The sequence below is a fragment of the Janthinobacterium sp. BJB304 genome, from assembly GCF_002735765.1.
GTDB lineage: Bacteria > Pseudomonadota > Gammaproteobacteria > Burkholderiales > Burkholderiaceae_D > Janthinobacterium.
Genome location: NZ_PDZN01000002.1, coordinates 249,146 through 264,350, shown reverse-complemented (window position 1 = coordinate 264,350; position 15,205 = coordinate 249,146). Strand labels below are relative to the sequence as shown.

Genomic DNA, 15,205 nt, shown 5'->3' with positions numbered 1-15,205 from the left:
GCTGCCCCTTCCCCGGGCAGCTTCGCGTGCGCGCCTGTGCCAACGGCCGGATTTGGGCGACAATGCCCGCATGAAACTCCCTGCCCTCCTGTTATTGCTCTGCCTGTCCCTGCCCGCCGCTGCCCAAAAGCAGGCCGCCTGCCCTTACGCCGCCTGGAAAAGCGGCTTCAAGGGCGATGCGCGGGCGCAAGCCACGTGTCTGTTGCGCCCCGTGAAACTGTATGCGCGCCTGGGCGACAGTGCGCCGCTGCCGGCCTTTCTTGCCGCCCACGTCGGCCAGCGCACGGGCATCGCCCCCGTCGCCCTGCGCGCCTGGCTGGCGGAACAAGGCATCGCCGAGGCGGACGCGGGCGGCGCCGTCGATGCACCGCTGTCGCGCGCCGTGGGCCGGCTGGCCGCGCCCATGGCCCGCTATTTCGTCATCCACGACACCAGCTACCCGAATTTCTTGTTAGAAACTATTCCCGATCACATCAACGACGCCAGCTGGGATTTCAACGACTTCAGCTTGCGCAATCCGGCGCTGGGCGGCGGTCCGAAAGGCCATGTCTACGTGAACCGCCTCGGCGATTCATTGGCCGTGCGCGACTTTGGCACGGCCAGCTATGCCAGCAAGCTGGAAAAGGACAAGCCTTCGCTGACGGGCCTGTTCCTGCACGTGGAACTGGTGCAGCCGCGCAACTCCGTGCCCGGCGGCGGCAAGGGCAACGATGGCCTGGCGCCCGATCCCGGCTTTACGCCGGCCCAATACGACCGCCTGGCCCTGCTGTATATCGCCGCCAGCGTGCGCAAGGGAACGTGGCTGATTCCCGCCTTCCACGCCGTGCTCGATACAGGGTTTGCGAACGGTCATGATGACCCACAGAACTTTTCGCTGACCGAGTGGTCAGCCTCGCTTTCCCGCCTGTATGCGGCCGTGCGCCAGGCCGATACTGGACAATAAAGCGTTTCCCCGGCGGCGGATTAGGCGCATACTATTATGAGCATAGTCATTCCTGTCAGGGAGTTCAGGTGAATATTGCCACGGATCATCAGGCGGGTCGCCAGGCGGGCGTGCGCCATCCACTTCAGCGCGCGCAGCGCATCTTCGCCATGCGCGACGCCGTCCTCAGCGCCTGGGAACAGCGCGTGCGCACCAGCGTGCGCGGCGCCGACCAGTTGCTCACGCCCATACTCATCAATACCTTGCCGGCCTTTTTCGACAACCTGGCCGAGGCCCTTACCCCGGGCCACCCGCGCGAGAATGCCACCAGCAACAGCAACGTGCCCGCCGTACATGGCAATGAACGGGCGCGCATGACCAATTACGGGCCGGAACAGGTCATCCAGGAATACCAGATCTTCCGCGACTGCTTTGCCGAAGTCGCGCATGAGTCCGGCATCACCCTGCGCAGCAAGGACTGGCAAGTGATCAACGAATCGATCGACTCGGGCATCCGCGAATCGATACGCGAATTTACCAGCATGCACGAAAGCTTCCGGCGCCGCATGGCGGCCGGCCTGTCGCACGATATGCGCAATCCCCTGGCCGTCATCAGCACCAGCGCCCAGCTGCTGCTCAGGCCGGCGGACCCGGAACGGGTGGTATTGCTGGCGCACAAGATTGCCGAGCACAGCAAGCGGCTCGACAGCATGATCGAGGAATTGCTCGATGGCCTCAGCTATCATCAGGGGCAGCAGTTGCCGCTGGTGCTGAGCCAGTTCGACGTACTGCCGCTGGTGCACGCCGTGGCTAGCCAGGTCAACCTGCAGCGGCCCGACAAATGCCAGGTCAGCGGGCAATCCGTCGTCGGCTGGTGGTGCGAGAATTCGCTGCGCCGCGCGCTGGAAAACCTGCTCGGCAATGCCCTCAAATACGGCGACGACGCGCCCATCAGCGTGCACGTGGAAGCGGTGCACGAACGCCTGATCCTCACCGTCCACAATAGCGGACGACCCATCGCGCCGGAACAGGCGGAACGCATCTTCGACTATCTGCGCCGCGAGAACAACTGCCCCGCGCCAGGCTGGGGCATCGGCCTGCCCTTCGTGCAGAGCGTGGCCGAAAGCCATGGCGGCAGCATCGCCGTCGACAGCGCGGCCGAAACGGGCACCAGCTTCATCTTCGACGTGCCCGTCGATTGCCGTCCCTTCGTCCCGCCCGCAGACTTCCCCAAGAGTGACAGCTAGCGCACCAAAGCGGTGCAGATGACTGATTTGCGCCACAAAAGTGGTCATCTTTACACCTGTTCACGCCCGCCCTGTTGGCACGCTTCCTGCTGAGCTATACGTAGACACGGCTCAAGGGAAATCACAACATGGCAAATTTTTTCAATGAAATGACTGCAAATGACGTGGGTACGGACAGCAAGGTACGTGAACACTATCGTGAATTCAGCAACTGGCTGGCACAGCAATCGCCCGAGACCATCGCCCGCAAGCGGGCCGAAGCCGACCTGACGTTCCGCCGCGTCGGCATCACGTTCGCCGTCTATGGCGACGATGCCGGCACGGAACGTCTGATTCCGTTCGACACCATCCCCCGCATCATCCCCGCCGCCGAATGGGCGCAGATGCAGACGGGCCTGGTCCAGCGCGTGCAAGCATTGAACATGTTTATCCATGATATTTATCATGAGCAAAACATCATCAAGGCGGGCATTATTCCCGCCGAGCAAATCTACAAGAATGCCCAATACCGCCCGGAAATGCAGGGCATTGCCGTCGCTTCCGACATCTATGCGCACATCGCCGGCGTCGACATCGTGCGCGCGGGCCAGGGCGAATTCTATGTACTGGAAGACAATCTGCGCGTGCCGTCCGGCGTGTCCTACATGCTGGAAGACCGCAAGATGATGATGCGGCTGTTCCCGGAACTGTTCGCCCGCAACCGCATCGCCCCCGTCGACCACTACCCGGACATGTTGCTCGACAACTTGCGTTCCGTCGCGCCGATGGGCGTCGATGACCCGACGGTCGTCGTCATGACGCCGGGCATGTACAACTCCGCCTACTTCGAGCATGCGTTCCTGGCCCAGCAGATGGGCGTGGAACTGGTCGAGGGCAAGGATTTGTTTGTCAACGACAATTCCGTCTACATGCGCACCACGCGCGGGCCCAAGCGCGTCGACGTCATTTATCGCCGCGTCGACGACGATTTCCTCGACCCGCTGGCCTTCCGCTCCGATTCGTCGCTGGGCGTGCCGGGCCTGCTGTCCGTCTACCGCGCGGGAAGAGTCACCCTGGCCAACGCCATCGGCACGGGCGTGGCTGACGACAAGTCGATCTACCCTTTCGTGCCCGACATGATCAAGTTTTACCTGTCGCAGGAACCGATCCTCAACAACGTACCGACCTACCAGTGCCGCAAGGCGGCCGACCTGTCCTACGTGCTGGCGAATTTGCCGAAACTGGTGGTCAAGGAAGTGCATGGCGCGGGCGGCTACGGCATGCTGGTGGGGCCGGCGTCGAGTCTGGCGCAGATCGAGGATTTCCGCCAGCGCCTGCTGGCCAATCCGGACGGCTACATCGCCCAGCCGACCTTGGCCCTGTCCGCCTGCCCCACGTATGTCGAGGCCGGCATCGCGCCGCGCCACATCGATCTGCGCCCGTTCGTGCTGTCGGGCAAGACCATTTCCATGGTGCCGGGCGGCCTGACCCGCGTGGCGCTGGGCGAAGGCTCGCTGGTGGTCAATTCATCGCAGGGGGGCGGCACCAAGGATACCTGGGTACTGGAAGCCACATTATCAGAAGAAAAAGCAGCTTTTGCAGGAGAGAAAACATGCTGAGCCGCACCGCCGATCATTTGTTCTGGATGGCCCGCTACACGGAGCGGGCGGAAAACACGGCGCGCATGCTCGACGTCAACATGCAGACGTCCATGCTGCCCCAGTCCGAGCAGGACGCGGAGCAAGGCTGGCGCGCCACCCTGGGCATTTCCGAGCTGCAAAGCGCGTACGACCACAAATATGGCCGCTTCCACACGCGCGACGTGCTCGACTTCATGGTGCGCGACCCGAACAACCCCTCGTCCATCCTGGCCTGCCTGACGGGCGCGCGCGAAAACGCCCGCGCCGTGCGGGGGACGTTGACGACGGAAGTGTGGGAAATCCAGAACGCCACCTGGCTCGACATGCAGAAGCGCCTGAAAAGCAATCTGCTGGAAACGGACCCCAGCGCCTTCTTCGAATGGGTCAAGTACCGCTCGCACCTGTCGCGCGGCGTAACCCTGGGCACCATGCTCAAGGACGAAGCCATCTACTTCATTCGCCTCGGCACTTTCCTGGAGCGGGCCGACAACACGGCGCGCATCCTCGACGTGAAGTTCCACGGCGCGCGCGACACCTCGAAAGACGTCAACCAGCGCGACTTTTACTACTGGGCGGCCCTGCTGCGCTCCGTTTCCGGCTTCGAAATCTACCGCAAGGTCTACCGCGACGTCATCACGCCGGCGCGCGTGGCGGAATTGCTGATGCTGCGCGGCGACATGCCGCGTTCCCTGCTTGCCTGCATGGATGACGTGGTGGAAAATCTGAAACATATCCGCAACGACGTGTCGGCCGATACGGAGCGTTTTGCCGGCAAATTGCATGCGGAGCTGAAATTCGGCCATATCGACGACATCATGAAGGCGGGATTGCACCATACCTTGACGGAGTTTCTGGAAAACATCTATGAGCTGGGCAACCGGGTCAGCCGCGACTTCCTCGTTCCCTTGGCGGCCTGATGCAGCTCACCATCCGCCACGCTACCCACTACGCCTACAGTGCGCCGCTGGCCTACACCATCCAGCAGCTGCACCTGACGCCGCGTATCGAACCGCAGCAGCGCGCCCTGTCCTGGCAAATCAGCACGCCGGGCCAGTGCCACGCCTATACGGATGCCTACGGCAACCTGTCGCACATGCTGACCATTAACGGCAGCCATCAGTCGCTGAGCCTGGTCGCCCAGGGCGTGGTGGAAACCATCTACCCGCACAAGGGACGGCTGAACCTGGTCGACACCTTGTCGCCGCTGTTGTTTACCATGCCGACGCCGCTGACGCAGGCCAACCCCGCCATTGTGGCGCTGGCGGCCGCCAGCCTGCCGGACCGCCGCGTGACGGCCGGCACGGGCCATTTGCTGCGCCTGGCCGAGCACATCGTCGGCAAGGTGGCCTATGAAAGCGGCGCCACCATGGTCACCACCACGGCCGGCGACGCCCTGGCCCTGGGGCGCGGCGTGTGCCAGGACCACGCCCATCTGTTCCTCGCCTGTTGCCACGCCTGGGGCATCCCGGCCCGCTATGTGTCCGGCTACATCGACCCGGGCACGACGGGCCACGCGGCCAGCCACGCCTGGGTCGACGCCTGGACGGAAGACACGGATTTCGCAGGCTGGGTCAGCATCGACGTGACCCACGCGCGGCTGATGACGGATGCGTATTGCCGCCTGGCCATCGGGCGCGACTACGATTCGGCGGCGCCCGTGCGCGGCGTGCGCCAGGGCGGCGGCACGGAAACGCTGCACGTGGATGTGCAGATCGTGCCCGTATAAACGTGCAGGAATGAGGCTGGCCGGGGCTTGCGGCCGATACTCAAGCCCCGGCTGGTGTAGAATGCTCCCCTTTGGATTTGATTTACGACGATGACTTATTGCATAGGCATGCGCCTGAACGAAGGCCTGGTCTTCCTGTCCGACTCCCGCACCAACGCCGGCGTGGACCAGGTGGGCACCTTCCGCAAGATGAGCGTGTTCGAGAACCCGGGCGACCGCATGCTGGTCCTGATGACGGCGGGTAATTTGTCGATCTCGCAGGCGATCCGCCAGATCGTCTCCGAACACGTGGATGCGGACGGACGCAGCATCTGGAACGTGGCCAGCATGTACGACGCGGCGCGCATCGTGGGCGAAGCCGTGCGCACCGTGCACCTGCGCGAAGCGAAGGCCCTGGCCGACTGCGGCATCGATTTCAACGTCAGCATCATTGTGGGCGGCCAGATAGGCGCCGAGCGCTGCCGGCTGTTCCAGGTGTATTCGGCCGGCAATTTCATCGAATCGCACGATGAAAACACGTATTTCCAGATCGGCGAAGCCAAATACGGCAAGCCCATCATCGACCGGGTCATCAACCCGCATACGCGCCTGGACGAAGCGGCCAAGTGTGCGCTGATCTCCATGGATTCCACCCTGCGCTCGAACATTTCCGTCGGCTTGCCGCTCGATCTGCTCGTCTACGAGACGGGCAGCCTGGCCGTCACGCGCTTCGTCACCATCGATGAAAAGAACCAGTATTTCCGCATGATCCGCGACACCTGGGGCGAGCAATTGAAACATGTGTTCGAAGGCATCGTCGATCCCGTGTGGAATGCGGCGCCCGAGACCACCACGAACGTGCTGTCGTCAAGCAACATGAATAGCAAGCCCGTGCGCGTGGCCATCCCCGAACACGTGAGCCGCGGCGGCCTGACGGTGGCCCCTCTGCAATCCTTGGCGCAGCAGTTCAGCGACGACAAGCAGCATTGACCTGTCGCGGCCAAGCGCTGCGGCGCTTAGTGTGCCTGCTTGGGCGGCTGGGACAGCAGATTTCCGCCCGATAGCATGACGCGCAAGGACTTTACGGTCTCGGCAGTGAGCAAGCTGAAGCCGTCCTCCTCGCCCCCATAATTTCTTGACAGAGACATGCCGACGCGCTGGCCGCCGATGGCGTGCAGTGGCTTACCCGGCTTGACGTTGGCAAGGAGCCAGGCACGCAATGTTGTTGCCGCCTCCACGGATGCCACCAGCACCTCGTCCGTTACCTTGCCCTCGGTCACATTTTCGATAAACAGGCGTTGACACTCTTCCTTTCCAGCGCGCGGCTGGCACGAAGCCAAGCCGTAATAATTGACTTCCAGTTCGGGTGTGTCCGCTAGTGTCAGTGGCGGGCCATCGAAATCATGTATCTTGACGACAACTGCGTCGTCGCCTTCGCTCAACGTGGCATGATTCTCGCTAACGGTTCTCAGCACCGCCTTGCCACTGATATTGGCAACCAGCTTCGACTTCGATGCTGGGAAACTGGCATTGCAGCTCACCACCACCACGCCATCTGGCGCGGTCTTGTTACCATCTTTCATGCTGAACGATTGTACCGGCAGTGGCCCTTCATTCTTGGTAAGTTTGATGGAGAAAGTGGCTGACGAGCTGCCCAGCAAATTGATATACGGCCCGCCTTCTTGGACTAGCGTTGCCTTATTGTCGTTGAGCGCCCCTCCAACGCTCAGGCGGCGCATGGAATACTTCATGTTTTCCTCAAGCGAGTTGCTTGCCTCGTAGCCTACATCGAGCACCTTGACCGCGCTGCCCGCATCCGCTGCCAATTTGGCGGTATCGGTGCCAGTCCTGCCCAGGTCCAGTTTTCTGGACTGGGTGTATTTGGCAGAGCCCAAGTCATACGAGCCGTACACTGAATCAAACCGGTCCCACGAAACGAAGGTGGCGCGTTGCCCTGCCGGATCAGAAGCATTGCCCAGTACCAGGTCAAACTGCAGCTTGTCGATCCTGTCCGCCGGGTGGAAAAGATCGCCGAGCACCGTGATAGTTACACGTCGGCTGAGCGACGTGGCGTCAGCCCAGCCACAAGCGGCTGGGGCTGGCGCCGCAGGGGATTCCAGGGCGGACAGCAAGGCATCGCTCTTGCTGCCGGCAGGCAGGGTTGCGGCAACAGTGCGGATGAGCTCAGCCTGGGCACGCTCCGACAGGCGGGTAATCAGCGGCTCCTGTTCCGCTTTTTTAGGTTGCGCCAGAAACATGGAAAGCGTCAGGTTCGGCTCCTTCGATGCCGGATCCCCCGTTGACGCAAGCTTTTCCATGCTCCCGTAATGCCGGGTTAATTTGGGGGACACACACCCTGCCAGCAGCATCGCGGCGCAAGCGACTACACAAGGCCGCCTCATGGCCGGCTCCGCAGCACAAATACTCCCATAAGCACATTTGGACTGCCCGCCAGCGCGACTTCCCACGCTTCGCGCCCCTCTACCCGTTCGGCGTCGTAGCGGCTTTTGGCTGCCAAGACGGGTGCGCTGGTAAACACATTGTCCGCCGTGGTGATGGATGCAGGGTCCGCACTGTGTTTATGGATGCGGTGGAAGTCTGGATCATTCTCGTCGATACGCCGCAGTATGCAGCGTCCATTCCACGAAAAAGACATAATGAGCACCTTTCGCAAACCAGTTTGATTGCAAAACGATTATTTGTTTTTTTGATACCAATATGAGGCTATCAGCCCTGCGGGGAAATAGCAATGCCTATTCCCGGCGGCGTAGTTGATCCGCCTCGTGCCACGTATGCGCGGTGCTGGACAAGTCGCTTTCCGCGTGCTTTTATGGCAATATGAGTTGATATTTAATTCATATTGATCAGAGAGGCAGGTAGCGCATGGAGTTGATTACTTCCGCCGTCGTGGCGGCCATCGAACATGGCGCGCCCGGCCACGCGCCGGAAGCCGTCGCCAGCCACTATCAGCGCCTGAAGCTGGCCGTCGCCAAGTTCGACGGCGCCGCCGCCATCCTGGCCGCCATCGCCGCGCTGGAGGCCGAACCCGCCAATACCCAGCTGCAACTGGCCCTGTCGGCCGCCCTCTCCGCGGCGAAAGTACCCGATGACATGGAAACCCTGTTCGCCGCGCAAGGCTTGCTCGATGCGCTGCGTCCGCCCGTAGCCCTGCCGCCGGCAGCGCCTGCGACGCAAACGGCGCCCGCCCCCGCCGACAAAAGCGCCGTCGTGTCGAACTACGCGGTGGTCAAAGTGTATTTCGCCACGGACCGCCAGCGCGACGTGGGCAAGCCGCCGGCCCAGCGTTTCAGCGGCGAACGCAATGTCATGGGAGGCAATGGCCCGCTCAGCTATGGCAGCTGCGACATCAGCATCCCGCGCGATCACCGCATGGGCCAGCTGGAATCGCCGTCGCTGTGGCGCCTGGAATTTCGCGACGACCCGGCCAAGCATGTGGTGGTGCTGTCGGCCGACGTGCAGGACCGCGACAACTTCTTTGCCGCACTGAAAACCCAGATCCGCGCGTCGGCCGGCAAGAGCGCCTTTATCTTCGTGCACGGGTACAACGTGAGTTTCGAGGATGCGGCGCGGCGCACGGGACAAATGGCCTACGACCTCGGTTTCGACGGCGCGCCCGTGTTCTACAGCTGGCCGTCGCGCGGTGAAGTGGCCAGCTACACCATCGATGAAAACAATATCGAATGGAGCACGTCCCACATCACGGCCTTCCTGGCCGACTTTCTCGCCAGCACGGAGGCGGCGCAAGTCTATCTGGTGGGCCACAGCATGGGCAGCCGGGGCCTGGCGCGCGCCGTGGCCGACTTGCTGGCCGCGCAACCGCAGCTGGCGCAAAAGATCACGGAAATCATCCTGTCCGCGCCCGACATCGACGCCGCCATCTTCAAACAGGATATCGCGCCCAAACTGGCCGGCGCGCGCAACCCCGTCACTTTATATGCCTCTTCGCAAGACCTGGCGCTGGCCGCCTCGAAAGCCGTGCACGGCTACGCGCGCGCGGGCGACAGCGGCACCGGCATGCTGATCGTCGCGGGCGTGGAAACCATCGACGCCACCGGGGTCGACACGAGCTTCATGAAGCACTCCTACTTTGCGGAAAAACGCTCGGCCCTGTCCGACATGTTTTATCTGATACGCAACCATGCGCGCGCCGACCAGCGCTTTCTCGAGCCCGTCGATACGGCCGCCGGCCGCTATTGGACGTTCAAACCATGACGCCGTTCCATCCGGTGCGGCACGCATGCTAAGATACGGCCCATAGGGTGGCAACGGGCACGGCGATGACGCCGCCAGCCGATCCCCCGCAAGCAGGCTTATCATGTTGACATCATCTTCTACACCGCACGCCGAATCGCTGATCCGCAACACCAACGCCCGCGTCACCAAGACGCGCGTGAAGGTGCTCGACTTTTTAATGGCGCAAAGCCGTTCGCTGACCCACCATGAAATCCAGCAAGCGCTGTCGCAGGACAGCGATATCGATTCCGTCACCCTGTACCGGGTGCTGGAATGGCTGACGGAAAATGAACTGGTGCACCGCATCGCGGGCGCCGACCAGGTGTGGCGCTTCAGCGCCGGTGCCGGCCACCAGGCGCACGAACACGCGCACTTTCAGTGCACCAAATGCGCGAACGTCACCTGCTTCAACGAAGTCAAGCTGCCGCCGCCCGTGCTCTTGCCTGAAGGTTTCAGCGGCGGCGAAGTCGATTACCTGATCAAGGGCCTGTGCCCGCGCTGCAAGTAAGACTCTTCTGACATCACTTGAGCAGCAAGGCCAGGTGATGCTCGTCATAAAACAGGTCGCCCACACGCATCGAGCGCGGCTCCGTGCCATACGCGATAAATCCCAAGGACTCATACAGCCGCAGGGCGGCATTGTTTTCCGCATTCACGCTCAAGTGCACTTGCATGATGGCAGGGTCCGTCTCGGCCAGTTCGATGCAGGCGTTCACCAGACGCCGCGCCACGCCATGGCCCCGCTGCGTCACATCGACAAACACGCCCCATAGCACGGCCTTGTGCGACAACTGGCGCAGCGATTCGCGCCGCAAGCCGGCAAAACCCACGAGACGATCGCCATCGAAGGCGCCAAAGCCGCGCTGCAGGGTGCCGCCGGCGATGCGCTGCACGTGTTCCTCCGGCGTGCGCGCCAGTTCATCCTCGCGCGACGCCGAAAACGAGCTGGGCGAATCGAGGATGGCGCGCAGGCGCAGCGCGCAAAAGGCGGTGGTGTCGGCTGGCGTCAGCAGGCGGATAACGATATCGGGTGCGGGCATGGGAGGACTCGGCAGTTTTTTCCCATTATACCCACGCCCTTCCCTTACGCACGCACGCGGCGCAAGCCCAGCAAGGTCCAGCCGTACAGGGCCGCCATCAGCAGCAGCATGGCCGCGCCCAGCGCCGCCGTCCAGCTTTCCGGCAGCGACCAGGCAGGATCGAGCTTGCCGGCGGCCATGTAAGCGGCCATCGCCACGCAGATGGCGACGATGGGCCAGCCCAGGCGGCGCCGGAACGCCCGCACGACATCAAGCTTGCCGGTGCGCATGACCTTTGCCGTAACCCAGCCATCGAAGGTATCCGTCACGCCCATGCCGACGGCAAACACCGTCCCCGTCAGCAAGGCCGGCCCCATGCCGCCCAGCGCCACGGCCGCATAGCCCCAGGCTGCCGCCTGCAGGGCCGTATCGAACACGAGCGCGAACAGCATGCCGACGAGGATGGCGCCCAGCGGCCCGGACGCGCCCCGCAGCCAGCCTGGCAGCAGCCGGCCGCGCACCTCGGCCAGTTGCGCGCCGGCCAGCAGGCTGCGCGTATTCAGGGCGGCTATCACCAGCAGCAAGACGATGGGCAGCCATTCCAGCCAGCCGAACACGCTTTCCGAAGGAGCGAATTGCCTGGATGCCAGGGCGGTAGCGGCCACGATGGCCAGCACGCAGACGCCATGGCCGAGGGCAAACAGCGCCCCCATCCACGGCGTCCAGCGCGGGTGGGCCGCCTGGCTGCGCAAGGTGAGGCCATCGACGGCGGCCAGGTGGTCCGGTTCCAGGCCATGCCGCATGCCAAGCAGAAAGATCAGCGCCAGGGCGGGCAAGCCCGCTTCCACGCTCATGCGGCCACCCCGACAGGACTATCCGCCTTGACCACGCAGCGGTCCAGGCCCCGGATCAGCATCTCCTGCGGCAAGTCGCGGCCGATAAAAATGATCTTGCTGGCGCGCGGCTCATCGTCGCGCCACGGTGCGCCCAATTCCGAGCCCATCAGCATGTGCACGCCCTGGAACACGGCGCGGCATGGCAAGTCGGCAACATACAAAATGCCCTTGTAGCGCATCAGCTGTGCGCCGAACAGCTGCACCACGGCATCGAGAAAGTTTTCCACCTGGAGCAGATCGAGGGGCTGGGCCTGGTGGTAGACGAACGATTGCACGCCGTCCCCATGGCGGTGGCCCAGTTCTCCGAGGAAATCCGGCTCCAGTTCGACGATGGCGTTCAGATTGAAACCGCGGATGTTCAGGATGTCGCGCAAGGGCACATTGCCGAAGCGCACTTTCTGTATGCTGGCGCGGCCATTGATGGCGGCCAGCCGCTGGCGCAGCGCGGCCAGTTCATCCTTGCCGACCAGGTCCGTCTTCGACAGCAGGATGCGGTCGGCAAAGCCCACCTGTTCCTGTGCTTCCTTGTGCGCCGTCAATTGCTGCTGCGCATGGCGCGCATCGACCACCGTCAAAATGGCGTCCAGCATATAGCACTCGCTGACGGAGGGTTCCGCAAAAAAGGTTTGCGCCACGGGACCCGGCGCGGCCAGGCCCGTCGTTTCGATGATGACGTGGTCGAAATCGATCGTCCCGGCCACGCGCCTGGCGTGCAATTCTCCCAGGATGCGGATCAGGTCGCCCCGCACGCTGCAGCAGATGCAGCCATTGTTCATTTCCACGATCTGCTCGTCGCTGTCCTGCACCAGCAAGCCATGGTCGATGCTTTCGGCGGCGAATTCATTTTCGATCACGGCGATGCGCACGCCGTGATCGCCCTGCAATATGCGCTTGAGCAAGGTGGTTTTCCCGCTGCCGAGAAAGCCCGTGATGATGGTGACGGGGATCAGTTCTGTCATAGTGTGTTCCTGTTCAAGTTAGTCTTCAAGTTCTTCCATTCGTTGCCATTGGGGAAACGGGTCGGGCAGCTTGCGCCAGGCGGCCATGCCCTGGCGCGTTTCCGTGGTGTTGAGTTGACATTTCCTTAAGTCCGCCTCGATGGCCGCCTGGTCCATGTCCTGGCCGATGAAGACGAGCTCCTGGTAGCGGTCGCCGTACGTTTCGCTCCAGCCCGCCTTGACTTCCGCCAGCGAGGCGGCGTCCGTGGGCCAGCGCTCCTTCGGCACAGACGCCCACCACAGGCCCACGGGCTCGATATTCATCAGCTTGCCCGCGCCGGACAGGCTGGCCACCCACTCGGGGCGGCTGGCCAGCCAGAAATATCCCTTGCTGCGCACCACGCCCGGTATCGGCTGCGAGATGAAATCGTGCAAGCGCTGCGCGTGGAACGGTTCCTTCGCCCGGTAGACGAAGCTGCCGATGCCGTAGGTTTCCGTCTCCGGCGTGTGGCTGCCCGCCAACTCCTGCGCCCAGCCCGGCATGGCGGCTGCCTGCTCCAGGTCGAACAAGTGCGTGCCCAGGATGGCGTCGAGCGGCACGATGGACTGGTTGGTTTCGATGATGCGCGCGCCGGGATTGAGCGCTTTTAAAATAGCCAGCACGCGCAGGCGCTCTTCCGCCGCCACCATGTCGACCTTGTTGAGGACGATGACGTTGGCAAACTCGATCTGTTCCGTGAGCAGGTTGGCCAGCTGGCGGTCGTCGCCCTCGCCCGCGATCTCGCCGCGCTGCTCCAGGCTGTCTTCGCTATGAAAATCCGCCAGCAGGTTGGCGCAGTCGACGACGGTGACCATGCAGTCGATGCGCGCCACGTCATTCAGGCTGTCGCCGTGCTCGTCCTCGAAGTCGAAAGTGGCGGCCACGGGCATCGGTTCGCCCACGCCCGTCGATTCGATCAATAAGTAATCGAAGCGGTCTTCGGCCGCCAGGCGCCGCACTTCCAGCAGCAAATCGTCGCGTAGGGTGCAGCAGATGCAGCCGTTCGACATTTCCACGAGTTTTTCTTCCGTGCGCGACAGTGCCGCGCCGGCGGCCTCGGCGCTGTCTTTCACCAGCGAAGCGTCGATATTGACTTCGCTCATGTCGTTGACGATGACGGCCACGCGCTTGCCTTCGCGGTTGCGCAGTATGTGGTTGAGCAAGGTGGTCTTGCCGGCGCCGAGAAAGCCGGACAGGACGGTGACGGGGAGTTTGCGCTGGGGCATGGGGAATCCTTCGAATTGGTGGGTGCGTGATGGTGGAAGCAAATGCAGTTCAATTGCATTTGCGAATTATAATGCAACTTACTTGCATTGAGCATGCTAATCGTCACCTGCCATCCTGAACACGCCGCGCAGTCCAGGCCACGCTCCTCAAGGTGCTATAGTGGAATCGCACCGGCTCTGCTATCGAAGCAAGCGCCTGGCGACTGAACGGCTAAATTCTCACAGTGCCCAAGGAATCGATGATCTTACGCAGCCATACAACGTTTTTTGCATTAGTTATTTTGATGATGGGCAGTGCGATTGCCGCGGAAATAAAGCACCCGATCAAGCACTATATTTACTTAAATCACCGTGAACCGCATGGGGAAAACATCCGCGCGGATAAGGCATTAAGCGATCCGCGCTTCAGCGGTGCTCAAATCGTGTACACCTGGCGCAGCCTGGAACCGGAACAGGACCGTTACGATTTTGCGCCGATCCGCCACGACATCGCCTATCTCGACTCAATCGGAAAAAAGCTGTGGATACAATTGCAGGAAAAATCATTCACGCCGCGCCACAATGTGCCGGCGTATTTGCTCAGCGATCCTCGCTACCGGGGCGGCATCATCAAGCAGAGCATGCTTTCCGCACCGGAACGCGACCCGCATAAAGCGGCCACCGATGATGAATATGGCTGGTCGCCAAAAATGTGGGAAGCGCCGGTACGCGAGCGTTATCAACGCTTGATCCAGGCGTTGGGCAAGGAATTTGACGGGAAAATCGAAGGCATCAATTTCAGCGAAAGCTCGATCGACATTGGCGTGGAGGACGGCAAGGGAAATACGACGTTCCCCGATGATTTCAAGCCGCAACAATATGTCGATGCCATCAAGGACAACATGCAGGTACTGGCCGCGGCTTTTCCCCACACCACCACCATGGTGTATCTGAATTTCCTGCCCGGTGAATGGCTGCCGTGGACCGACAAGGGCTATATGCGCGGCCTGTTTGCGCAAGCGCAAGCGCTGCGGATGGGCGTCGGCGGTCCTGACCTGATGCCGTATCGGAAAAGCCATATGGGCCAGAGTTACGGTTTTATCAAGGACTATCCGGCGAACCTGGTCAAGGGCATGGCCGTACAGGACGGCAACCTGCGCCAGATCAATCCCCGTACCGGGAAAAAGAATTCAGTCGAAGACTTGCTCGATTTTGCCCGCAACTACCTGGACCTCGACTATATTTTCTGGGTGGAAGACGAGCCTTACTTCAGCAATGAAGTGCTGAAAAAACTGCCTGCACATTGACAGGCAGGCGCGCCATCGCGCGCGACCCTGTCTCCATGCGCCTTGCACGACTG

At 62.1% G+C, this 15,205-nt stretch carries 15 protein-coding genes; 9 read left to right on the top strand and 6 right to left on the bottom strand.

Going from position 1 to position 15,205, the window contains the following annotated elements:
- Nucleotides 1–70: 70 nt before the first annotated feature.
- The 6 genes from CSQ95_RS03145 (at nt 71) to CSQ95_RS03120 (ending at nt 6,483) form a co-directional block, all read left to right on the top strand.
- A complete protein-coding gene (locus tag CSQ95_RS03145; RefSeq protein ID WP_143449888.1) occupies nt 71–943 on the top strand; it encodes a hypothetical protein in 873 nt (290 codons plus the stop codon).
- A 68-nt stretch (nt 944–1,011) separates the two neighbouring features.
- On the top strand, nt 1,012–2,169 hold the full coding sequence (locus tag CSQ95_RS03140; RefSeq protein WP_099408444.1) for a sensor histidine kinase KdpD: 1,158 nt from the start codon (nt 1,012–1,014) through the stop codon (nt 2,167–2,169).
- A 128-nt stretch (nt 2,170–2,297) separates the two neighbouring features.
- The gene (locus CSQ95_RS03135) at nt 2,298–3,767 is read left to right on the top strand and encodes a circularly permuted type 2 ATP-grasp protein (protein WP_099408443.1); all 1,470 of its coding nucleotides are present in this window, start codon (nt 2,298–2,300) and stop codon (nt 3,765–3,767) included.
- Nucleotides 3,761–4,705: an alpha-E domain-containing protein gene (locus CSQ95_RS03130; protein ID WP_099408442.1), complete on the top strand. Its 945-nt coding sequence runs from the start codon at nt 3,761–3,763 to the stop codon at nt 4,703–4,705. Before CSQ95_RS03135 ends, CSQ95_RS03130 begins: the two co-directional genes overlap by 7 nt.
- The gene (locus tag CSQ95_RS03125) at nt 4,705–5,514 is read left to right on the top strand and encodes a transglutaminase family protein (protein ID WP_099408441.1); all 810 of its coding nucleotides are present in this window, start codon (nt 4,705–4,707) and stop codon (nt 5,512–5,514) included. The genes CSQ95_RS03130 and CSQ95_RS03125 overlap by 1 nt, the downstream gene beginning before the upstream one ends.
- 90 nt (nt 5,515–5,604) lie before the next feature.
- The gene (locus CSQ95_RS03120; RefSeq protein ID WP_099408440.1) at nt 5,605–6,483 is read left to right on the top strand and encodes a peptidase; all 879 of its coding nucleotides are present in this window, start codon (nt 5,605–5,607) and stop codon (nt 6,481–6,483) included.
- A 26-nt stretch (nt 6,484–6,509) separates the two neighbouring features.
- Here the strand turns inward: CSQ95_RS03120 and CSQ95_RS03115 are convergent, their stop codons facing one another.
- Both CSQ95_RS03115 and CSQ95_RS28975 read right to left on the bottom strand, forming a co-directional pair.
- Entirely contained in the window at nt 6,510–7,811 is a 1,302-nt protein-coding gene (locus tag CSQ95_RS03115; RefSeq protein WP_143449887.1) for a hypothetical protein, read from the bottom strand.
- A gap of 80 nt (nt 7,812–7,891) precedes the next feature.
- On the bottom strand, nt 7,892–8,149 hold the full coding sequence (locus CSQ95_RS28975; RefSeq protein WP_143449886.1) for a hypothetical protein: 258 nt from the start codon (nt 8,147–8,149) through the stop codon (nt 7,892–7,894).
- A gap of 227 nt (nt 8,150–8,376) precedes the next feature.
- On the opposite strand from CSQ95_RS28975, the gene CSQ95_RS03110 reads away from it, so the two are divergent.
- Together CSQ95_RS03110 and CSQ95_RS03105 are read left to right on the top strand one after the other, a co-directional pair.
- Entirely contained in the window at nt 8,377–9,726 is a 1,350-nt protein-coding gene (locus CSQ95_RS03110; RefSeq protein ID WP_099408438.1) for an alpha/beta hydrolase, read from the top strand.
- Between the two features lie 103 nt (nt 9,727–9,829).
- Nucleotides 9,830–10,255: a Fur family transcriptional regulator gene (locus CSQ95_RS03105; protein WP_070218730.1), complete on the top strand. Its 426-nt coding sequence runs from the start codon at nt 9,830–9,832 to the stop codon at nt 10,253–10,255.
- Between the two features lie 13 nt (nt 10,256–10,268).
- On the opposite strand, the gene CSQ95_RS03100 is transcribed toward CSQ95_RS03105, so the two are convergent.
- Genes CSQ95_RS03100 through zigA form a run of 4 tightly spaced genes read right to left on the bottom strand, consistent with a single transcriptional unit; the run spans nt 10,269 to nt 13,866 of the window.
- Nucleotides 10,269–10,787: a GNAT family N-acetyltransferase gene (locus tag CSQ95_RS03100; protein ID WP_070218729.1), complete on the bottom strand. Its 519-nt coding sequence runs from the start codon at nt 10,785–10,787 to the stop codon at nt 10,269–10,271.
- 44 nt (nt 10,788–10,831) lie between these two features.
- Nucleotides 10,832–11,620, bottom strand: a complete 789-nt coding sequence (locus CSQ95_RS03095; protein WP_099408437.1) for a nickel permease — start codon at nt 11,618–11,620, stop codon at nt 10,832–10,834.
- Nucleotides 11,617–12,621: a GTP-binding protein gene (locus CSQ95_RS03090; protein WP_099408436.1), complete on the bottom strand. Its 1,005-nt coding sequence runs from the start codon at nt 12,619–12,621 to the stop codon at nt 11,617–11,619. The genes CSQ95_RS03095 and CSQ95_RS03090 overlap by 4 nt, the downstream gene beginning before the upstream one ends.
- 18 nt (nt 12,622–12,639) lie before the next feature.
- Entirely contained in the window at nt 12,640–13,866 is a 1,227-nt protein-coding gene (gene zigA, locus CSQ95_RS03085) for a zinc metallochaperone GTPase ZigA (protein ID WP_099408435.1), read from the bottom strand.
- A 239-nt stretch (nt 13,867–14,105) separates the two neighbouring features.
- Between zigA and CSQ95_RS03080 the strand changes: the two genes are divergently transcribed.
- Entirely contained in the window at nt 14,106–15,152 is a 1,047-nt protein-coding gene (locus CSQ95_RS03080; RefSeq protein ID WP_099408434.1) for a hypothetical protein, read from the top strand.
- Nucleotides 15,153–15,205 lie beyond the last annotated feature (53 nt).